Below are 20,013 nucleotides of genomic sequence, written 5' to 3' on the forward strand. Positions count from 1 at the left end.
GGTCGCCGAGCACAAAGAAAAGGTAGCTGAAGTGGTATTCGCAGTAGTGCGCGCCGGTGGCCGGCAGGAAAAGGTCGAGGTTGGCTCGATCGTTACGATGAACCGCGTCGTCGCAGACGACAAGGGCAAGGTTGTTCTTCCCGCCGTGCTGCTCGTCGACGGTGACAACATCACCAGCGACGCTGACAAGCTCGCAAAGGTGACGGTCTCGGCCGAGGTTGTTGAAAACCTCCGCGGCCCGAAGATCCGCATCATGAAGTACAAGAACAAGACCGGTTACAAGAAGCGCCAGGGCCACCGCCAGGAGCTCACCACGGTCAAGATCACCGACATTAAGTAAGTCGTCAGGAGCATACTGAAATGGCACACAAGAAGGGCGCAAGCTCGTCCAAGAACGGCCGCGACTCCAACGCTCAGCGTCTCGGTGTGAAGCGCTTCGCTGGTCAGGAAGTCAACGCCGGTGAGATCCTCGTCCGCCAGCGCGGCACCAAGTTCCACCCCGGCGTCAACGTCGGCCGTGGCGGCGACGACACCCTGTTCGCTCTCGCGGGCGGCAAGGTCGAGTTCGGCGCCAAGGGCATGCGCAAGGTCGTGAACATCGTCGCAGCAGCCGAATAGGGCGCTGTGAGCCGGCAAACCGGCACACTTTGAAAAAGGGGCGGACACTCTCCGCCCCTTTTTTCATTGCCGCGCCGCACGTGGCCTGAACACGGGCGCCACGCGGGGCGGCACAATGGAACGGGAACGAAGGAGCATTCATGGCAACGTTCGTCGATGAGGTACGTCTGTACCTGCGCGCTGGCGACGGCGGCAATGGCTGCATGTCGATTCGCCGCGAAAAGTTCAAGCCGCTCGCTGGCCCTGACGGCGGCAACGGAGGTGACGGTGGCGACATCGTGCTCGTCGCCGACCCCGATGTGACCACCCTGCTCACCTACCACCACACGCCGCACCAGCGCAGCGACTCGGGCGGCTTCGGCATGGGCGACTACCGCAACGGCACAAAGGGCGGCGATCTCGAGCTGCCCGTGCCCGTTGGCACCGTCGTGCGCGACACCGACGGCGAGGTGATCGTTGACCTCGACACGCCTGGGATGCGCCTGGTCGCGGCCGAGGGCGGCCTCGGCGGCCTCGGCAATAACTCGCTCGCGAACTCGAAGCGCAAGGCGCCGGGCTTCGCGCTGCTCGGCACGCCCGGCGAGACGACCGAGCTCGTGCTCGAACTCAAGACCGTCGCCGACGTCGCGCTCGTGGGCTACCCGAGCGCCGGCAAGAGCTCGCTCATCGCCGCGATGAGCGCCGCGAAGCCGAAGATCGCCGACTACCCGTTCACCACGCTGCACCCGAACCTCGGCGTCATCGAGACCGGCAACAGTCGGTTCACGATGGCCGATGTGCCGGGCCTCATCGAGGGCGCGAGCGAGGGCCGAGGCCTCGGGCTCGAGTTCCTCCGCCACGTCGAGCGCTGCGAGGCGCTCCTGCATGTGCTCGACTGCGCCACGCTCGAGCCGGGCCGCGACCCGCTCAGCGATCTCGACATCATCCTCGCCGAGCTCGACGCCTACGAGGTGCCCGAGGGGCAGACGCCGCTCACGCAGCGGCCCGCCATCGTCGCGCTGAACAAGATCGACGTGCCGGATGCGCGCGAGCTGGCCGAGTTCATCCGCCCCGATCTCGAGGCGCGCGGCTACAAGGTGTTCCTCGTGTCGACCGTTTCGCACGAGGGCCTGCGCGAACTCGGCTTCGCGCTCGGCGACATCGTCGAGCAGGCTCGCGCCGCGCGTGCCGAGCAGAACGAGCAGCGCGAACGCATCGTCATTCGACCGAAGGCGGTTGACGAGAAGGACTACACGATCCGCGTCGAGGGTGGCACCTGGGGTGACATTTACCGCATCCTCGGCCGCAAGCCCGAGCGCTGGGTGGCGCAGACCGATTTCGCGAACGACGAGGCCGTCGGCTACCTCGCCGATCGCCTTGCGAAGCTCGGTATCGAGGATGCCCTCGTCGCGAAGGGCGCGCAGGCCGGCCCGACCGTGGTGATTGGCCCTGGCGATGGCATGATCTTCGACTGGGAGCCGACACTTTCGTCGGCCGCCGAGGTGATGACCGCGCGCGGCTCGGACATCCGCTTCGAAGACCGCACGCGTCGCACCACGAAGGAGCGCCGCGAGGACTACTACCGCTGGATGGACGCCAAGTCGGCCGCCCGCGAGCAGCTTGAGGACGAACGCAAGGCGGGCATCTGGAACGGCGACGACGAAGCGGCCGAATCGGCTGAGAACTCGCGCTAGGATGGTGGGTATGTTCGAGCTTCCCGCAGTCATCCAGTCGGCCGGTGAAATGATCGTCCACCCGGGCGAGATGTGGTTTCCCCCGATCGTGTTCGGCATCATCGCCCTCGTGCTGCTGCTGGTGCTGGCGCTCGTCGCGTTCTCGTTCCGCAACATGGCGGCGAGCCACCCCGAGAACCCGACGGTCTACGTCTATGAGCCCATCGGTCACCCGGGTCATCCGATTGCCGAAGGCGCCCACGAGGGTGCTCGGGCTATGCCCGGCCACGAAGACGCACTCGTCCGCGAGCAGATCGGCCGCTCGCAGGGTGAGCAGCGTGCTGCACAGCGGCACCAAGATCACTAGCGAATCACTGGCGTGACGCCGAACGAATTCGAGCCCGCCCAGCGCCGACGACATCGCGTCGGCATTATGGGTGGCACCTTTGATCCGATTCACCACGGTCACCTCGTCGCGGGCAGCGAAGTTGCGCAGCACTTCGACCTCGATGAGGTGTTCTTCGTTCCTACGGGCAACCCGTACATGAAAGACGGCGTCTCGCCGGCCGAGCATCGCTACCTCATGACGGTGATCGCGACCGCGTCGAACCCGCGCTTCAAGACGAGCCGCGTCGACATCGACCGCCCGGGGCCGACCTACACCATCGACACGCTGCGCGACTTTCACCGCCTCATGCCCGAGGCCGAGCTCTTCTTCATCACGGGTGCCGACGCCGTGACGCAGATTCTCGAGTGGAAAGACGCCGACGAGATGTTCGCACTCGCGCACTTCGTCGCCGTCACGCGACCCGGCCACGAGCTCGACCTCGCGGGCCTGTCGCTCGAGAATGTCTCGGTGCTCGAGATTCCCGCGCTCGCCATTTCGTCGACCGACTGTCGCGCCCGCGTGCGCGCCGGCGCCCAGGTCTGGTACCTCGTGCCAGACGGCATCGTGCAATACATCACCAAGAACCGGCTCTATCGGCCGGATGAACAGCGCAGCATTTAGCTGCAGGGTTGGAGCCTTGATCTATGACCGCTTCTGAGAACGCCATCGCATTGACCAAGGCGGCCGCACTGGCTGCCGACGAACGTCAGGCCACCGAGCAGATCGGCCTCGACGTGAGCGAGACGCTGCCGTACGCCGACGTGTTTCTCGTCGCTTCCGGCCGCAACGAGCGCATGGTGCTCTCGATCGCCGAAGAGATCGAAGACAAGCTGCGCGAGGACTTCGGCGTGAAGTCGCTGCGCAAGGAGGGCACCGAGCTCGGCTGCTGGGTGCTGCTCGACTTCGGCGACCTCGTCGTGCACGTGTTCCACGAGGAAGAGCGCGAGTACTACTCGCTCGAACGCCTCTGGCGGGATGCGCCGATCGTGCCGCTCGGGCTGGCGGAGGCCGCTGAGGCTGCCGCGGCCAGCGCATCCGAGGCCGAGGTCGAAGACGAGCCCGACGCCGACCAGGCGCCGGAGTAACATCGCAGGGTGACGACACCCTCTCTTCCCGCGAAGCGGAACTGGCTCGGCCTCATGCTCATCGGCGTGGCCGTCGGTATCGCCTCGGGCCTGTTTGGCGTCGGCGGCGGCATCATCATCGTGCCCGCGCTCGTGTATTTGCTCGCGTATGACCACAAAGTCGCGTCGGGCACCTCGCTGCTCGCGATCGTGATTCCGGCCGTCGTCGGCGTCGTGAGCTACGGCCTGCGCGGCGACGTCGACTATCTGCTCGCGCTGTTGCTCGCGGTGGGATCGATCGTCGGCGCGCCGATCGGCGCCTGGCTGCTCAAACGACTCGAGAAGCGCATCGTGCAGATCGTGTTCATCTGCTTCTTGGTGATCGTCATCGTCACGTTGTTTTTGGTTGTGCCGTCGCGCGATGCCGAGGTGCACGTCGACCTGCTCAGCGGTGCGCTCATCGTGCTCGTCGGCCTCGTGGCCGGCATTGCCGGTGGCCTGCTCGGCATTGGCGGGGGAGTGATCGTCGTGCCCGCGCTCGTCGTGCTCTTCGGCGCGAGCGACCTCGTTGCGAAGGGCACGTCGCTGCTCATGATCATCGCGACCGGGTTGTCGGGCACCGTGGCGAACATCCGCCACCGCAACGTCGACACGGTTGGCGCGCTGACCCTCGGCGTCGCCGCGGGCGTCGTGACCCCGTTCAGCGTGTGGCTCTCGACCGTGCTGTCGCCGTTCGCCGCGAACGTGACGTTCTCGGTGTTCCTCGTGCTCGTGGCGATTCGCATGATCTGGGACGTGCGCTCGCAGTCGAAGAAGTAGGGCGGATGCCCGGGGCTGGCGTCGCGCGGCGCGCTCAACTTGCGCGGTCGTTCAGATCTGGGCTATAGTCGTTGAGCTGCTTCCCCAGCGGGAAGCCCCAAATTGGGCCTATGGCGCAGCTGGTAGCGCACCTGCATGGCATGCAGGGGGTCAGGGGTTCGAATCCCCTTAGGTCCACGTAAGATGAGAAAATCGAAACTTGCCCCGCCTGATGGCGGGGCAGTTTTGCTTCTGCGGTGACGTGGGCCGGGGCGTCGATGTTGGTGTGGGCATGTCGCGCGTCAGACTTAGTGGCAGGGCCGTTATGTAGGTCCTGAAGGAGAGTCAGACATGGGTAGACCACCCTCGATTCCGGCGGAGAAGAAGACCCGGATAGTGCTGAGCGTGCTGGCCGGCGAGATGTCCATCGCCGAAGCGGCACGCAAGGAGAAAGTCAGTGAGCAGTCCATCGGACGGTGGAAGGCCGAGTTCCTGGAAGCCGGCAAGACCGCCCTGGTGGCCGGCAGGTCCGGACCATCCTCCCGAGAGGAACAGCTGGAGGCCGAGGTCGCCGAGCTGACCCAGGCCTTGGGCGAGGCACACCTGGAGGCCAGGGTGTGGAAGAAGTCCGCGGAGGGCCGGCTGGGCCCTTCGAGGACCTCGAGGTGATCCGCGTGGAAGCGGGCATGTCGACCGCGAGGTTCTGCCAGCTCTTCGACATGCCCGAGCGGACCTGGCGCCGCTGGCAGGCCAAGGCCCGCACCGGGACGGCGGTGAAGGGACCGTGGCCGCAACCGGGACGGCAGGCCGCCAGGGAACTGGTGGTCAAGCACGCGCTGGCCCATCCGGCGTGGGGGCATCGGAAGATCTGGGCGATGGTCCGCCACGACGGGCATGTGGTTTCCGAGGCGACCGTGCTGCGGATCCTGCGCGACGAGGGGCTGATTCTGCCCGCGCAGTACCAACGGGAGCGACGGAAGCTGGCCGAGCGGCGCAAGGCCGCGTTCGCCACCGAGCCCTCAGGCCCGAACCAAGTCTGGCAGCTGGACTTCAGCGAGTTCGAGACCACCACCGGAGGGACCTGGCGGCTGGCCGGGTGCCGGGACTACTGGTCCAAGTACGAGCACCCCTTCCACGTTTCGCCCACCGGGAACCAGCACGACGCGATCGACGCGATCGAGTTGGCCCTGGCCGACTACGAGGCCATGTTCGGTCACCCGCTGGTCGAGGCCTGCCCGGTCGATCCCGAGACCGGTGAGCTGTTGCCCGTGGTGACCATCGTGACGGACAACGGCGGGCCGTTCCGGTCCTTCCGCTTCGAGTCCTTCATCGCCGCCCACCCCGAGCTACACCACGTGCGCACCCGAGTGAAGACCCCGGGGCAGAACGGGTCCCGTGAACGCGGCTTCGGCACGCTGAAGTACGAACGGCTCTACCTGGACGAGATTGACGACGCGATCGTGCTCGCCGAGCGGGCCGAGGACTACCGGATCGAGTACAACGAGCTCCGGCCCCACGAGGCCATCTCATGGAACCGGCCCAAGGAGGTGCACCTGGGCCTGGCCGACCCCACCACCCCGACATTCAAAACCAAGGAAATCCTGCCAACTACTTGACGCGGGTCAGATTGACCCCCATCGAATACGAGACCATCATGAACCCGGCCGTGAGCCTCGCGGCCTAACACCCCAACTATCACCTAACGGTGCGGCAGTCCCCGAGGCTTCTTCGCGACACGGGCAGCTTCGCGCAGTATCTGTGGTTCAGGAAGGCGCAGATGCTCGCTCACACGAGGGAAGCACGTGTGGTGCGGGTGCGGATCAATCCGGTCAGCAGACTGATGCCCCAGAGGAGGAACAGGGGGTCCCAGATCCAGGCGTGGCCGATCATGACGGGTCGGTCGAAGCCGTCGGTGGGGCGGATCAGCCCGAAGAGCACCATGTTGCCGACGATCGTGTTCAGACCACCCCATCCGATCAGGACGAAGGATGCCAGCCATACGGTGAGGCGTGTCAGTCGTGCCCAGGGCCATCCGTGGGTTGATAGCCATACGGGGCCAAAGGCTCCGACAGCCTTGACCAGGGCGACCGGCCACAGGATCCACATCATCGACTCGAACTTGGCGATGAAGCCGGTCCCCATCGTCCATAGCAGAGCGTGTCCGCCAAGGGCCCAGTACAGCGTGATCGCAACATGCAGCCCACCAGCGAGGGCTGCCACCCAGAACCAGCGACTACGTTCCCAGCGAGCAACACCAACCCTGCTTACGTTGCAAACCATGCTTACAATGTAAACACGTGAGCGTGTCACTATGCAAAGACGAGGCAGAGGAGAGACCAGTGAATGCGGTGCGCGACCATCCCCTCAGCCGGGCAGAGATTCTGAGGGCAGCGATCACGTTGGCTGACAGTGAGGGTTTGGCTGCGGTCACGATGCGTCGCCTTGGAGATGCTCTTGAGGTGGAAGCCATGGCGTTGTATCGGCACGTGGCGAACAAGCAAGACATTCTTGACGGCATGGCGACCATGCTTATGGCGGAGATCACTCCACCCTCTGTTGGGCTCGGTAAGAGTTGGCAGCAGATTCTTCGCGAGATCTCCTGGGCGTATCGACGCGTCATCGTGGACCACCCGGCCGTCTTCACCGCCCAAGCGGGACGACCCATCGTGCTCGATGAAAACCAAGCCGCCTTCAAGCACGTCATGGCCACACTCCGACAGGCTGGATTCCCCCGGGACGTTGCGCTTGACCTGTACCAGATCGGTTCCAGCTTCGCCCGAGGTTTTGCCTTGTCAGACATCGCCTACGCCGCTGCGTCACACTCCCTTCCTGACGATTGCGACTCTGATCGAGCGTTCGGTCGAGGGTTGGAGGCGATCATCAGCGGCTTCGAACAGTTCATCGGAGATGTGGGGCCCGGATGCGATCGGGCTGGGTGATGCTTCGCGTCGGGGGCGCGCAAGTTGCTGGCTGCGATTCCCGAGGCGCATCGTGGTCAGAGCTTGGAGGTTGCGTCGCGGATCGTGGTTGATCCTCACGGCTGGTTGCCGCAACCTGATGCGCTGCAACCTGGGGAGGCGTTCGCAACTGCCCGGGCGGGTGTGTTCGCCCGTCGGCGGTTACGTCTCACGTATCGCTCACGCCAAGCGGCACGTGTGCAGGAGCTGGTGGTAGAGCCGCAGGGTCTGGTGTCGGCCGGCAGCGGAGCCTCCAACACGAGATCGTCCAAGGCAGCCGCGCCATCGTGTTCGGCGACGATGACACGTTCCCGATCCACGTTGAATGCATGGACGATGCCCAACACCTTGGTGCTGGTAAGACGGTGCGATACGCACTGGTGGTCTCCATCGAGACAGCAGAGCAGACCTCGACCACGATCCACGACGAAGTACGGGCAAGACTGCGGCAGCAAGCCCGGGATCGCGCGCGCGGCCGGGTGCAGAGCTGATATGCACGGCGAAGGACTGCATCCTCTGACCCAGCTCCTGCTGGGACCATCAGCGTCCGTCACGATGTCTTGATCTCTTGGCCGAAACCGTGGGGCTCCGCTCGGACACGACCGTGCGTATCGCGCATCACCACGCCGAAGATGAGCAAATGTTTGCGGACCGTCCCCGCCGTGTAGCCGAACTTGTCGCCCACACCCTCCAGTGAAGCCCCTTGCTCATACATGGCACGCATCAGCCGAATCTCACTGCTGGACGGTGAGTGGTTGCGTAGGATGACACCGCGTTCCCGAAGGAGACGAGCGAGCCGCTCGTGTCCGAGGCCAACCTGTCGGGCCACAGCTTTCAGAGACCCGCCGGCAGCGTAGGCGGTTTCCGCTCGCTGGAGGAGGTCTTCGGATGCTCGCGGCGCCTGCTGTGGATGGCGCCTCCGGCGGTGCGTCCTGTGCCGTTCAGTGCGGATTGACCGGTGTGTTCGCACCATCTGAATCACCGGCGGGGCAAGTTTCGACAAGCCTTCTGCTAGGTCTACAAAATTTTCCAGAAACGAACCCCTGAGTCGCGTGATCGCGAGTCGGGGGTTTGTTTCATTTGTGGAGTCGGTTGGATGTTGACCGGTACGCGTTGGGGCGGACGCATCAGTTGCGTCCGCCCCAACGGGATTTCGAACCGTGGCTCAGCCAAGCGTTAGAAGGCGAGCTTTAGCACTCGGCACGGGAGCACAAGGAAGCTCCCTCAGCGGCGGGCCCAATCACGATCGGTTCACTCACTACCGGGCCGTTGCGCTTGCGTGACATACCCTGCCGCGCGTCGCAGCGCGTCGTTTTCCTGCTCGAGCAGGCGGTTCCGCTCGCGCAGCTCGGTGTACTTCGAGATAGACGTTCCGGGGTTCGCGCCCGTATTCAAGATGGGGGAGGACTGCGAGTAGCGCGGCCCGCTCAGTCGACGCCGTTGGTTCGTTCGCCGCCTGCCAAGCCGCGGCACATCCGCATCATGGAGCACGTAGTCAAGCGCGCGGCTGGGTGATTCTGCTCGGTTCAATCGCTCGAGCCGGGCGTGTCAACTTGTCTGTGTAAGCGGGGTGGTCACAGGTAGGGGTTGATCCGGTCGGGGTAGGCCGCGGCGAGCTGGGCGAGGGCCTGCTTCCAGTTCGTGACGGCCTGACCTTCGACGAGCCGGCCCTGGGCTTTGCGCTGGCCGGCGGGTTTGCCCCGGTCCCGAGCGCGTTCGGCGGCGCGTTTGTCTTCGATGTTGCAGATCGCCAGCCAGAGCAGCTTCACCGCCGCCTCGGTCGAGGGGAAGTGGCCGCGGTTCTTGGTCACCTTCCGTAGCTGGAAGTTCAGCGACTCGATGCTGTTGGTCGTGTAGATGACCTTGCGGAGCATGGGTGGGAACTGCAGGAACGGGATGAACCGCTCCCAGGAGTTCGCCCAGGTCGCGGCTGCAGACGGGTACTTCGTGCCGAGCTCGGAGGCCTCGAACTCGGCCAGCGCCTTCCTCGCGGTCTCTTCGTTGGGGGCGGTGTAGATCGGCTTCAGCGCGGCGGCGACCTTCTTGCGGTCCTGGTAGGCCACGAACCGCATCGCGGCCCGGATCAGGTGAACCACGCAGGTCTGGACCATCGAGTCCGGCCACGTCGCCTCGATCGCCTCCGGCAGGCCCTTGAGCCCGTCGCAGCACACGATCAGCACGTCCCGCACGCCCCGGTTGGCGAGATCGGCGCAGACGTGGGCCCAGAACGCCGAGCCCTCGGTGTCCTGGACCCAGATCCCCAGCACGTGCTTGATGCCCTCGAGGTCCACGCCGACGGCGATGTAGGCGGCACGGTTGAGGACCTGGCTGTTCTCTCGGATCTTGATCCGGATTGCGTCGAGATAGATCACCGGATAGAACTCCTCCAGCGGCCGCGACTGCCACGCCAGGACCTCTTCGCTCACGGCGTCGGTGATGTTGGAGATCGTCTCGTGCGACAGGTCCGTGCCGATCGTGGAGGCCAGGTGGTGCTGGATGTCCCGGATCGTCATTCCGCCGGCATAGAGGCTGATGATCATGTCATCCAGGCCCCCGAGGCGCCGCTGGCCCTTGGGCACCAGGCGCGGGGTGAACGACCCGCCCCGGTCTCGCGGGACGTCCAGCTCGATCGGCCCGACCTCGGACTCCACGGTCTTCGGGGTGGTCCCGTTGCGGGAGTTGGCGTGCTTCAGCGCCTCGCTCGAGCCCTTCTCGTAGCCCAGATGGCTGGTCAGCTCGGCCTGCAGGCCCCGCTCGAGCGCGGCCTTGACCAGCGCGGGCACGAACCCGCCGTCACCGGTGAGCTCGACGCCGCCCGCGTCGATCTGCGCGAATAGGGCATCAAGCTGCCCTGAGGCTTTCAGCTGCTCGACCAGGTCCTGGCCCGAGGGCTCGCCTGGGTTCTTCTCGTCGGTCATGGTCATGATTCTTACCGTTCCTCTCGGTACGGCTTACACAGACCATCTGACACGCCCTCGCAAGGTCGTCGGCGAGGGAGAGGACCGTCTGCCGGAGCTGCTCAGACTTGGCGTCCAGCTCCGCCTCAATCCGTGCACGACGACGCTCCTGCCATGCTTCGTACTCGTCCCACAACACTTCGACCACACACAATGCGACGAAGGCGGTAATCGCGACCAGGAGAACGACTCCCGAGGCAGTCGCGATCGCGGCGACGGCCTCCATCACAGACCCCGAGCGATGCGCTGGCCCGCGCTGATGGCGTATCCGGCGATGATCGCCTCGTAGAACTGCGCCCCTGCCGGAGCAATCTTCATCTGCGCCTCCGCCTGCGCCACCAGCGTCGCGACATTCGTCATCGCCTGCGACGCCAGGAACGCGTGCCCCTGCTCCCGCACCGCCGCGATCTCCGTTGACGCAGCAACCTGCTCCACCTCACGCTTGGTCTGACGTACCAGGCTTCCCGTGATCTTCTGCCCCTGCTGGGTTGTGTGCCCACCGAACAGCGGCACCACCTGATTGCTCGACATGTTGCATGTCCTTCCGGTTGAAGAGAACCGCCCCGAATTTCCGGGACACTTCGACCGTAGAAAGCGCGAGGTAGGCGTCCTGAAACTCGGAATAAAGTTGGAAGCGAACACGGGCACGAGGCGGAGGTGATGGCGTGAGACTCGATGAAGACGATGTCGTCACCCTGCAGCAGCAGCTCGCCTGGTTGACCAAGCGCGAGGGCTTCGTCCAGCGTCGCCTCGCCCAGGCCGGGATCGTCGATGAACTCCTACGCGGTTCCCTCGAGGACAGCTTCGAGCGGCTCCGTCACCGTTTCGTCTCCGCGATCCACACCCTGCCCGGCGAGCAAGCAGACCTGCTGCTCGACGTGTTCGCGCTCAGCCCCGACACGCAGCACGTGCCCGAGCTGATGCAACGGCGACAGATCCACGGCGACAAGATCGGACGGAAAGTCGACACCGTTCGCACGCGGGAGACCGCGGCGCTGAAGGCGTTGCACTCGCGTCTCGTCACTGGCCGCTACGCGCAGGCCCCGCTCGTGCTCGACGTGCCCGAGATGCACGGCGGCATCATCTACGAAGAGACCAGCACCCTCATCGTCGTCGAGAACCGACGCTGGCAAGCCACCTACGAGCACTACCGGTTCGCGAACATAGCAGGCGAACTCGACTACGTCACCATCGGCCGCTCCTATCCCGGCGTCGTGACCCCGAGCAACAAGGGCGACTTCAAGGTCAACACCCGCCCGGTCGACGGCGCGGGCTGGAACGACCACTTCTGGCACCTCAACACCGCCCGCACGGCGACCGAGCCGATGCAAGACCGGACACGCTACGACCTGCGCTTCCGCCTCACACCGCCCGAAGACGGCCGCGAACCGGAGCCAGTGACTCTCGCCAGCCGGGCGCTCCACCACCGGTCACTGCTGTTCACGATCCGTGTCGGGTTCATTGGGGAACGGCCCGCCAGCATCTGGAAGTTCGAGGGAGCAAGCCCGTTCGCCCGCCCACACGTCGCCAACGACTACAACCGCGTCCAGCTCGACGCCCGCGGCACCGCGACCCTCACCCTGCGCGACGTCCACGGTGGCCTTTTCAACGGCTTCGCCTGGAGCTGGAACGCCTGACCGAGGCCGCAGGGTCTTCTCGAAAAGGCCAGGTCATGAGATAATCACAGGTAGATCGCAGCGCCCGGTCGACGCGACACATGCTCCCGGCTGCATCAACGCTCACCCTCATGCCACGCATGGCAACCGACCGATGTCAGTGCCTGGCGCTACGGTGAGGCTAACCCGCGACCTTAACTTAAGACGCGCCCCAGGCGCAGGAGACGAATCACATGGCACCGACCACCAAAGAAGGACAGCGCGCCGAACTGCACAAGACGATCTGGCGCATCGCGAACGACCTCCGTGGCTCGGTCGACGGCTGGGACTTCAAGTCTTATGTGCTCGGCATGCTGTTCTACCGGTTCATCTCCGAGAACCTCACCGCCTACATCAACGTCGGCGAGCGTAAGGCTGGCGACCCGAGCTTCGACTACTCCCTGCTCGGAGACTCCCAAGCTGAGTTCGGACGTAAGGAGACGGTTGAGGAGAAGGGCTTCTACATCCTCCCGTCTGAGCTGTTCCAGAACGTCCGTAAGCGTGCTGCGAACGACGCGAACCTCAACGAGACTCTCGCTCGTGTTTTCAAGAACATCGAAGGCTCCGCCGTCGGCACCGACGCCGAAGACGACCTCAAAGGTCTGTTCGACGATCTCGATGTCAACAGTTCCAAACTCGGCAACACCGTGGCCAAGCGCAACGAGAAACTCGTGAAGCTGCTCGACGCGATCGGTGACCTGCCGCTGGGGAACTTCGAGGACAACTCGATCGACCTCTTCGGCGACGCCTACGAGTACCTCATGCAGATGTATGCCTCCAGTGCGGGCAAGTCCGGTGGCGAGTACTACACACCGCAGGAAGTCTCTGAACTCCTCGCCCGCATCACCGTGGTCGGCAAGACGAGCGTGAACAAGGTCTACGACCCTGCTGTCGGTTCCGGGTCGTTGCTGTTGAAGTTCGCGAAAGTGCTCGGCAAAGAGAACGTGCGACAGGGTTTCTATGGTCAGGAGATCAACCTGACCACTTACAACCTCGCCAGGATCAACATGTTCCTGCACGACGTGAACTACGAGAAGTTCAACCTCGCCCACGGCGACACCCTCGCCGACCCCGCCCACTGGGACGATGAGCCGTTCGAAGCGATCGTCTCCAACCCGCCGTACTCGATCAAATGGGACGGCGACGCCAACCCGCTCCTCATCAACGATCCTCGCTTCGCCCCGGCCGGTGTGCTCGCACCGAAGTCGAAAGCGGACTTGGCATTCACGATGCACATCCTGTCGTGGCTCGCGGTGAACGGCACGGCGGCGATCGTCGAGTTCCCGGGTGTGCTGTATCGAGGTGGTGCTGAGCGGAAGATCCGCAAGTACCTCATCGACAACAACTACGTCGACGCTGTCATCCAGCTCCCACCAGACTTGTTCTTCGGCACCACGATCGCAACCTGCATCATCGTGCTCAAGAAATCCAAGACCGACAACGCGGTGCTCTTCATCGACGCATCCGCCGAATTCAAACGCGTCGGTAACAAGAACAAGCTCACCGAGGTCAACCAGCAGCACGTCCTCGACACCTTCACCACCCGCGAGAGCGTCGACCATGTCGCCGCACTCGTGTCGAACGAGGACATCGCCGCGAACGACTACAACATCGCCGTGTCCTCCTATGTTGAGCAAGAAGACACCCGCGAGGTCGTCGACATCACCGAGCTGAACGCCGAGATCGCGCGCATCGTCTCCCGACAGCAGGAGCTGCGCACCTCGATCGACGAGATCGTTGCCGACCTGGAGGGCACGAAGTGAGCCGGATCGACGAACTGATTAGAGAGCTTGCTCCGACAGGGGTCGCATATGTCGGTATAACGGAGGTCACTGACTACATCCGCGGGATCACGTACAACAAGAATGACGAAGCTGCCGATGGTGAAGTATCTGTGCTTCGTGCTAATAACATCACACTCGCATCGAATACTTTGAACTTGACTGACGTAAAAAAAGTCTCTGGACGCGTTCGGGTTCGCGATGATCAGCGCCTCCGTGCCGGCGATGTTCTCATCTGTGCCGGAAGTGGCAGCAAGGATCACATTGGTAAAGTCGCGTACATCGATGCGGACCGCGATGAAACGTTCGGGGGCTTTATGGCTGTCGTTCGCGTAAAGGATTCAACGCGCCTCGATCCGAGATTCGTTTTCCACCTGCTGACAGGGGAGAATTTTTCGACGTATCTGGGTAGTGCTCTGTCTACGACAACGATCAACAATCTCAACGCCGGTGTTATGCGAGGCTACCGGATCCCCGTGCCGCCTCTCGAGGTGCAGCGGGAGATCGTGCGAGTATTGGATCAGTTCACTCAGCTGGAAGCGGAGCTGGAAGCGGAGCTGGAAGCCCGCCGCCGCCAGTATGAGCACTATCGTCAACGTGCGATGTCGTTTGACGACTCGATCCCACGCGTAGCGCTTGGTGATATTGCTGAGGTCCGCAGCGGCTGGGGATTCCCTAATGCGCACCAAGGTCAAGAAGAGGGTGAGTACCCCTTCTACAAGGTTAGTGACATGAATCTGCTCGGGAACGAGACGGTAATGAGCATCGCCAACCATTACGTATCTGCCGAAGTGGCGAAGAAGTTGGGAGTGCGCCCTGCACCCGCGGGGACTGTCATCTTTCCTAAGATTGGCGCGGCTGTCGCGACGAATAAGAAGCGAGTGCTTTCCGTTCCTTCTGCCTATGACAACAACGTGATGGGTCTTGTGCCTACCGAGCGGGTGACCTCGAGGTTTCTCTACCACTGGATGCAGACGTTCGACCTGAGCCGCCTTGCGAACGACTCGGGTGCAGTGCCGTCAATCCGTAAGACTGAGGCAGAGCAAGTCCTCATTCCACTTCCCGACCTCGATACGCAGCGCAAAGTGGCCGATCTTCTCGACAGGTTCGATGCGCTCGTCAACGACCTCAACGTGGGCCTCCCTGCTGAGCTTGCTGCGCGTCGCAAGCAGTACGAGTACTACCGTGACAATCTGCTGACCTTCGAGGAGGCTGCGGCATGAGTGACGTTGCTCCACGGAAGTATGATCCGATTGCTGTTTCGAGCGAGAGCACGGTTGTTGCTGAGTACATTCCTGACGCGGCTGGTGCTGGGTCGTATCAGTCGGAGGCGGAGCTTGAGCGTGAGCTGATCCGGCTGCTCGAGTCGCAGGCGTATGAGTATCTGCCGATTACGTCGGAAGTGCAGCTTGTCGCGAACCTCCGCGCCCAGCTTGAAGCTCTGAACGGAGTGGCGTTCTCAGATAGCGAGTGGGATCAGTTCTTCTCGGAGCGGATCGCTGGGGCGAACGATGGCATTGTCGAGAAGACGGTGCGGATCCAGGAGGATCATGTTCAGCTGTTGAAGCGTGACGACGGTTCCGTGAAGAACATCCTGCTGATCGATAAGCAGAACATTCACAACAACCGTCTGCAGGTGATCAACCAGTATGAGATCGGTCAGGGCGAGGGAGGCTCCGCGCGGTCGAACCGGTATGACGTGACGGTTTTGGTGAATGGTCTGCCGATGGTGCACATCGAGCTGAAGCGTCGCGGCGTGGATATTCGTGAGGCGTTCAACCAGATCGACCGGTACCAGCGCGACAGTTTCTGGGCAGGCTCCGGGCTCTTCGAGTACGTGCAGCTGTTCGTCATTTCGAACGGCACGTTGACGAAGTACTACTCGAACACCACTCGTCGCCAGCACCTGAGCGAGGCGGCAGGCTCCAAGCGGGTACGGAAGACCTCGAACTCATTCGAGTTCACGTCGTGGTGGGCGGATGCGCAGAACAAGCCGATCCAGGACCTGTCTGCGTTTGCGAAAACGTTCTTCGCCAAGCACGCCCTGCTGAACATCCTCACGAAGTACTGCGTGCTCACCGCTGACCGGATGCTGCTCGTGATGCGCCCCTACCAGATCGTCGCGACCGAACGGATTCTGCAGAAGATCGACATCTCCACCAACTACAAGCAACTCGGTACCCTCGCCGCGGGCGGGTACGTGTGGCACACCACTGGGTCTGGCAAGACGTTGACGTCGTTCAAGGCCGCGCAGCTTGCGTCGAAGTTGCCGAGCGTGGACAAGGTGTTGTTCGTCGTGGATCGTAAGGATCTCGACTATCAGACGATGCGGGAGTATGACCGGTTCGAGAAGGGCGCGGCGAACTCCAACACCTCGACCGCGGTGCTGAAGAAGCAACTCGAGGATCCGGGTGCGCGGATCATCATCACGACGATCCAGAAGCTCTCGACGTTCATCGCCGCGAACAAGGGGCATGCGATCTACGACGGGCATGTCGTGATCATCTTCGACGAGTGCCACCGGTCGCAGTTCGGTGACATGCACACCGCGATCACGAAGGCCTTCAAGCGGTACAACCTGTTCGGGTTCACCGGAACCCCGATCTTCTCCGCCAACTCCGGCAGTGGCGGGAACCCGCAGCTCAAGACCACCGAGCAGGCGTTCGGCGAGAAGCTGCACACATACACGATCGTCGATGCGATCACCGACAAGAACGTGCTTCCCTTCCGGATCGATTACGTCAACACCGTCAAGGTCGGCAACGTCATCGACAAGCAGGTCTCGGCGATTGACACCGAGAAGGCGCTCCTGGCCCCGGAGCGGATCAGTCAGATCGTGAAGTACACGCTGGAGCACTTCGATCAGAAGACGAAGCGTGCCGAGCACTACACGCTCGGGGAGCGCCGCGTGCGTGGTTTCAACGCGCTGTTCGCGACCGCATCTATCGAGGCCGCCCGTGTGTACTACAACCACTTCCAGATCCAGCAAGAAGGCTTGCCATCCGATAAGCGGTTGAAGGTCGGTCTGATCTACTCCTACGGTGCGAATGACGCCGTCGAAGACGGCGGGCTCGACGAAGAGGGCTTCGACACCGGCGCGCTGAATATGGACGCTCGCTCGTTCCTGGAAGACGCGATCCAGGACTACAACGACATGTTCGGCACGTCCTTTGACACCTCCGCTGACCGGTTCCAGAACTACTACAAAGACCTCTCGCTCAAGTTGAAGCAGCGCGAGATCGATCTCGTCATCGTTGTGAACATGTTCCTCACCGGCTTTGACGCGACCACGATGAATACCCTGTTCGTCGACAAGAACCTGCGCGCGCACGGGCTGATCCAGGCGTACTCGCGCACGAACCGTATCTTGAACTCTGTCAAGACCTACGGCAACATCGTCAGCTTCCGCGACCTCGAAGACGAGACGAACGATGCGATCGCGCTGTTCGGTAACAAGGATGCCCGCGGTGTCGTGCTTCTCAAACCGTACAACGAGTACTACAACGACTATGCCGAGAAGGTCACCGAGCTGCTCAGTGCCTTCCCGCTCGGTCAGCCGATCATCGGTGAGGCCGCGCAGAAGGAGTTCATCGGGCTGTTCGGTGCGATCCTCCGCCTGCAGAACATCCTCACCTCGTTCGACGAGTTCACCGGCAACGCAATCCTCACCGACCGGCAGGGCCAGGACTATCGCAGCGTCTACCTCGACCTGTACGCGGAGTTCCGCAAGGACAAGGACGCCGACAAGGAACACATTAACGACGACGTCGTCTTCGAAATCGAGCTGATCAAGCAGGTCGAGATCAACGTCGACTACATCCTCATGCTCGTCCAGAAGTATCGCGATGAACGCGGCGACGGTGACGACAAGGAGATCCGCGCCGAGATCTCCCGCGCCGTCGACGCCAGCCCGACCCTGCGCAACAAGAAAGACCTCATCGAAGACTTCGTCGACTCCCTCTCCGTAGACGGTGAGATCGACCAGGAATGGCGAGCATTCATCGCAGCCAAGCGCGAGGCCGAACTCGACACGATCATCACCGACGAGAACCTTCGCCCCGACGAGACCCGCGTCTTCGTTGAGACCGCGTTCCGCGACGGTCAGATCCGCACCAGCGGCACCGCGATCACAAAGGTGCTGCCGCCAGCGTCGCGGTTCTCTGCTGACGGCGGTCATGGAGAGAAGAAGCAACGCGTGATCCAGAAGCTCGGTGCGTTCTTCGAGCGGTTCTTCGGGTTGAGTTCAGGCGGGAGCGAGTAGTGAAGATTCAGTCGGTTCGCATTCGGAACTTTCGGACGTTGAAGGATGTGACGATCGGCTTCGATAACGTCACGACCTTCATCGGGCCGAACGGCACCGGCAAGTCGACAGTGCTCCGTGCTCTCGACTGGTACTTCAATGGCAAACCCGGGTCGTTGAGCGAGACGGACTGCTCGTTCGGAGCGATCGATGAAGATATCGAGGTGCAAGTCACCTTCTACGATCTGACTGAAAAGGACCGCGAGGCGCTGGGCAAGTACGCTCCCGCTGAAGCCGACACCTTCACCGCTTGGAAGCAGCGTTTATCCAGTGGCGTGGAGGTCTTCTCGGCGAACGCGAAAGGCTTCCCCGACTTCAACGACATCAAGGCTGCGACAAGCGCTACGGCGAAGAAGGAGCTCTACGCGGAGCTCCGTCGAACTCGTGCGGATCTGGGACTTCCCGCGGCGACGACGGGGGCGGCGGTCGATCAGGCCATGACCACGTGGGAGGCAGCGAACACCGGGCAACTGGTGGAGGCCCCAGAGGCGCTGCAGACCAACTTCTTCGGCTTCAACAGCGGCGGCAAGATGAGCGGCCTGTTCGACTTCGTGCTCGTGACTGCTGACCTTCGTGCCAGCGAAGAATCTCTCGACGGAAAGGCGAGCATCATCGGACGCATCCTCGAGCGTTCCGTTGACCGCACGGCGGCCGACGAGGAGATCGCGACGATCGTCGAGGATGCCCGGCTCCTACAGCAACAGGTCTACGAGGACAAGTTCAAGACGCAACTCGAAACGATGACGGCGCAGCTCAACGAGGTTGTGACGTCGTACACGCCGGGGCGAGCAGTCTCGGTTACACCTGCCGAAGTAGAACTCAAGGCTCCGCGGACGACGTTTGGTGTCTCGATCTTGGACGGCGAGACGGAGACCGCCGTCGAGCGCCAGGGGCACGGGTTCCAACGCACCCTGCTAATCTCCGCCTTGCAGTTGCTGGCGCAGTCTGGTGCGGCGTCGGCGGAGGGCGTCATCTGCTTGGCCATCGAGGAGCCGGAGCTCTTCCAGCACCCGATTCAGGCTCAGACCTTCGCGAAGGTACTGCGCTCCTTGGCGGAGGACGCTAATAAGCGGATTCAGGTGAGTTACGCCACCCACAGCCCGTACTTCCTGGAAGCGCGGCATTTCGACCAGGTGCGCCGCCTCATGCGGTCAGCAGATGAAACCCCGGTCGTCACCGTCCACTCGGCAACCATCGCGGACGTGAAGGCCAGGCTTGCGGGAGTCGTCAAGGACTCGGTCGTTGATCGCCAGCTCGACGGTGTCGTGACGAATCAGCTCTCGGTTGCGCTGTTCGCTCATCGGGTTCTTGTCGTCGAAGGTGCCACGGAGTCCGCAGTGTTCTACGGTGTCGGCGACCGAGAACGAGTGGGTTCTCTGGAAGCTACAGGCTTGTCGATCGTGCCGGTTGGCGGAAAGCAGTCGATCCCGCTGACACATGCCATCTTGACAGCCCTGGGGATTCCTACCTACGCGCTTTTCGATGCCGACGGCGGGTTCGAGGCCCGCGCCCAGGCGAGCGGCAAGGAGAAGGAAAAGATCGATGAGGAGCGGGCCAGTCACGTCGCTGCTAACCGCTCTGCCCTTAAGTACTTCGGTCGCACGGAGGAGGACTTCCCGACGGCGGTCGTCGCCGACAATGTGGCGATCTTCGACGATCACCTCGAGGCGTTTCTCGGGACCGACTGGCCCGAGTGGGCGACGGCGTGCAAAGCAGTCGAGGCTGCTGCCGGCATCAGCCTGTCGAAGAACCAGCTCGCCTACCGGACAGCAACGCTCGAGGCCGCCGGGGCAGTTCCTTCGATACTCACCGAGATCTTGACGAAAGCAAAGGAGGTTTGATC

General features: G+C 62.9%; 20 protein-coding genes and 1 tRNA gene. 17 read left to right on the forward strand and 4 right to left on the reverse strand.

The genetic code is table 11. The annotated features are described in order from the left end of the window. Positions 1-31: 31 nt before the first annotated feature. The 10 genes from rplU (at position 32) to EJL01_RS08610 (ending at position 6,136) form a co-directional block, all read left to right on the forward strand. On the forward strand, positions 32-340 hold the full coding sequence (gene rplU / locus EJL01_RS08565; RefSeq protein WP_125107127.1) for a 50S ribosomal protein L21: 309 nt from the start codon (positions 32-34) through the stop codon (positions 338-340). Between the two features lie 20 nt (positions 341-360). Then, positions 361-618, forward strand: coding sequence for a 50S ribosomal protein L27 (gene rpmA / locus EJL01_RS08570; protein ID WP_125107128.1), 258 nt, complete (start codon positions 361-363; stop codon positions 616-618). A 140-nt stretch (positions 619-758) separates the two neighbouring features. Beyond that, the gene (gene obgE, locus EJL01_RS08575) at positions 759-2,291 is read left to right on the forward strand and encodes a GTPase ObgE (protein ID WP_125107129.1); all 1,533 of its coding nucleotides are present in this window, start codon (positions 759-761) and stop codon (positions 2,289-2,291) included. Positions 2,292-2,301: 10 nt separating this feature from the next. Beyond that, on the forward strand, positions 2,302-2,637 hold the full coding sequence (locus tag EJL01_RS08580; RefSeq protein WP_125107130.1) for a hypothetical protein: 336 nt from the start codon (positions 2,302-2,304) through the stop codon (positions 2,635-2,637). 12 nt (positions 2,638-2,649) lie between these two features. After that, the gene (gene nadD, locus EJL01_RS08585) at positions 2,650-3,279 is read left to right on the forward strand and encodes a nicotinate-nucleotide adenylyltransferase (protein WP_125107131.1); all 630 of its coding nucleotides are present in this window, start codon (positions 2,650-2,652) and stop codon (positions 3,277-3,279) included. 23 nt (positions 3,280-3,302) lie between these two features. Further along, entirely contained in the window at positions 3,303-3,743 is a 441-nt protein-coding gene (rsfS, locus tag EJL01_RS08590; protein ID WP_125107132.1) for a ribosome silencing factor, read from the forward strand. A gap of 9 nt (positions 3,744-3,752) precedes the next feature. After that, entirely contained in the window at positions 3,753-4,541 is a 789-nt protein-coding gene (locus tag EJL01_RS08595) for a sulfite exporter TauE/SafE family protein (protein WP_241209147.1), read from the forward strand. Between the two features lie 104 nt (positions 4,542-4,645). Continuing rightward, a tRNA-Ala gene (locus EJL01_RS08600) sits at positions 4,646-4,718 on the forward strand. Between the two features lie 153 nt (positions 4,719-4,871). Further along, positions 4,872-5,189 carry a transposase gene (locus EJL01_RS08605; RefSeq protein ID WP_010080477.1) on the forward strand — a complete coding sequence of 106 codons (318 nt, stop codon included), beginning with the start codon at positions 4,872-4,874 and terminating at the stop codon, positions 5,187-5,189. Beyond that, the gene (locus EJL01_RS08610; RefSeq protein ID WP_010080478.1) at positions 5,186-6,136 is read left to right on the forward strand and encodes an IS3 family transposase; all 951 of its coding nucleotides are present in this window, start codon (positions 5,186-5,188) and stop codon (positions 6,134-6,136) included. The genes EJL01_RS08605 and EJL01_RS08610 overlap by 4 nt, the downstream gene beginning before the upstream one ends. Before the next feature lie 169 nt (positions 6,137-6,305). Here EJL01_RS08610 and EJL01_RS08615 read toward each other — a convergent pair whose 3' ends face one another. After that, positions 6,306-6,800, reverse strand: coding sequence for a DUF3995 domain-containing protein (locus tag EJL01_RS08615; protein ID WP_125107133.1), 495 nt, complete (start codon positions 6,798-6,800; stop codon positions 6,306-6,308). A 59-nt stretch (positions 6,801-6,859) separates the two neighbouring features. Between EJL01_RS08615 and EJL01_RS12995 the strand changes: the two genes are divergently transcribed. Together EJL01_RS12995 and EJL01_RS08630 are read left to right on the forward strand one after the other, a co-directional pair. Continuing rightward, positions 6,860-7,459: a TetR family transcriptional regulator gene (locus EJL01_RS12995; RefSeq protein WP_206427696.1), complete on the forward strand. Its 600-nt coding sequence runs from the start codon at positions 6,860-6,862 to the stop codon at positions 7,457-7,459. Positions 7,460-7,764: 305 nt separating this feature from the next. Beyond that, positions 7,765-7,968 carry a hypothetical protein gene (locus EJL01_RS08630; protein ID WP_241209148.1) on the forward strand — a complete coding sequence of 68 codons (204 nt, stop codon included), beginning with the start codon at positions 7,765-7,767 and terminating at the stop codon, positions 7,966-7,968. 59 nt (positions 7,969-8,027) lie between these two features. On the opposite strand, the gene EJL01_RS13000 is transcribed toward EJL01_RS08630, so the two are convergent. The 3 genes from EJL01_RS13000 to EJL01_RS08640 form a co-directional block, all read right to left on the reverse strand. Next, positions 8,028-8,201, reverse strand: a complete 174-nt coding sequence (locus EJL01_RS13000) for a hypothetical protein (RefSeq protein ID WP_164509764.1) — start codon at positions 8,199-8,201, stop codon at positions 8,028-8,030. An 850-nt stretch (positions 8,202-9,051) separates the two neighbouring features. Then, on the reverse strand, positions 9,052-10,395 hold the full coding sequence (locus EJL01_RS08635) for an IS256-like element ISMlu11 family transposase (protein WP_125107134.1): 1,344 nt from the start codon (positions 10,393-10,395) through the stop codon (positions 9,052-9,054). A 264-nt stretch (positions 10,396-10,659) separates the two neighbouring features. Further along, a complete protein-coding gene (locus EJL01_RS08640) occupies positions 10,660-10,965 on the reverse strand; it encodes a hypothetical protein (RefSeq protein ID WP_125107135.1) in 306 nt (101 codons plus the stop codon). Positions 10,966-11,099: 134 nt separating this feature from the next. Between EJL01_RS08640 and EJL01_RS08645 the strand changes: the two genes are divergently transcribed. From EJL01_RS08645 to EJL01_RS08665, 5 genes are all read left to right on the forward strand, one after another. Beyond that, positions 11,100-12,071 carry a hypothetical protein gene (locus tag EJL01_RS08645; protein WP_125107136.1) on the forward strand — a complete coding sequence of 324 codons (972 nt, stop codon included), beginning with the start codon at positions 11,100-11,102 and terminating at the stop codon, positions 12,069-12,071. Positions 12,072-12,283: 212 nt separating this feature from the next. Then, a complete protein-coding gene (locus tag EJL01_RS08650; protein ID WP_125107137.1) occupies positions 12,284-13,852 on the forward strand; it encodes a type I restriction-modification system subunit M in 1,569 nt (522 codons plus the stop codon). Further along, positions 13,849-15,093: a restriction endonuclease subunit S gene (locus tag EJL01_RS08655; protein WP_125107138.1), complete on the forward strand. Its 1,245-nt coding sequence runs from the start codon at positions 13,849-13,851 to the stop codon at positions 15,091-15,093. Before EJL01_RS08650 ends, EJL01_RS08655 begins: the two co-directional genes overlap by 4 nt. Then, positions 15,090-18,131, forward strand: coding sequence for a type I restriction endonuclease subunit R (locus tag EJL01_RS08660; protein ID WP_125107139.1), 3,042 nt, complete (start codon positions 15,090-15,092; stop codon positions 18,129-18,131). The genes EJL01_RS08655 and EJL01_RS08660 overlap by 4 nt, the downstream gene beginning before the upstream one ends. Further along, positions 18,131-20,011, forward strand: a complete 1,881-nt coding sequence (locus EJL01_RS08665) for an ATP-dependent nuclease (RefSeq protein ID WP_125107140.1) — start codon at positions 18,131-18,133, stop codon at positions 20,009-20,011. The genes EJL01_RS08660 and EJL01_RS08665 overlap by 1 nt, the downstream gene beginning before the upstream one ends. The last annotated feature ends 2 nt before the right edge of the window (positions 20,012-20,013 follow it).

This window comes from Gulosibacter massiliensis, assembly GCF_900626105.1.
GTDB lineage: Bacteria > Actinomycetota > Actinomycetes > Actinomycetales > Microbacteriaceae > Gulosibacter > Gulosibacter sediminis.

Excerpts from the sequence above, each read along its gene's own strand:
- rpmA (WP_125107128.1), top strand. The coding sequence starts at position 361 with ATGGCACACAAGAAGGGCGCAAGCTCGTCCAAGAACGGCCGCGACTCC.
- obgE (WP_125107129.1), top strand. The coding sequence starts at position 759 with ATGGCAACGTTCGTCGATGAGGTACGTCTGTACCTGCGCGCTGGCGAC.
- EJL01_RS08580 (WP_125107130.1), top strand. The coding sequence starts at position 2,302 with ATGTTCGAGCTTCCCGCAGTCATCCAGTCGGCCGGTGAAATGATCGTC.
- rsfS (WP_125107132.1), top strand. The coding sequence starts at position 3,303 with ATGACCGCTTCTGAGAACGCCATCGCATTGACCAAGGCGGCCGCACTG.
- EJL01_RS08605 (WP_010080477.1), top strand. The coding sequence starts at position 4,872 with ATGGGTAGACCACCCTCGATTCCGGCGGAGAAGAAGACCCGGATAGTG.
- EJL01_RS08615 (WP_125107133.1), bottom strand. The coding sequence starts at position 6,800 with ATGGTTTGCAACGTAAGCAGGGTTGGTGTTGCTCGCTGGGAACGTAGT.
- EJL01_RS13000 (WP_164509764.1), bottom strand. The coding sequence starts at position 8,201 with ATGCGTGCCATGTATGAGCAAGGGGCTTCACTGGAGGGTGTGGGCGAC.
- EJL01_RS08635 (WP_125107134.1), bottom strand. The coding sequence starts at position 10,395 with ATGACCGACGAGAAGAACCCAGGCGAGCCCTCGGGCCAGGACCTGGTC.
- EJL01_RS08640 (WP_125107135.1), bottom strand. The coding sequence starts at position 10,965 with ATGTCGAGCAATCAGGTGGTGCCGCTGTTCGGTGGGCACACAACCCAG.
- EJL01_RS08650 (WP_125107137.1), top strand. The coding sequence starts at position 12,284 with ATGGCACCGACCACCAAAGAAGGACAGCGCGCCGAACTGCACAAGACG.
- EJL01_RS08660 (WP_125107139.1), top strand. The coding sequence starts at position 15,090 with ATGAGTGACGTTGCTCCACGGAAGTATGATCCGATTGCTGTTTCGAGC.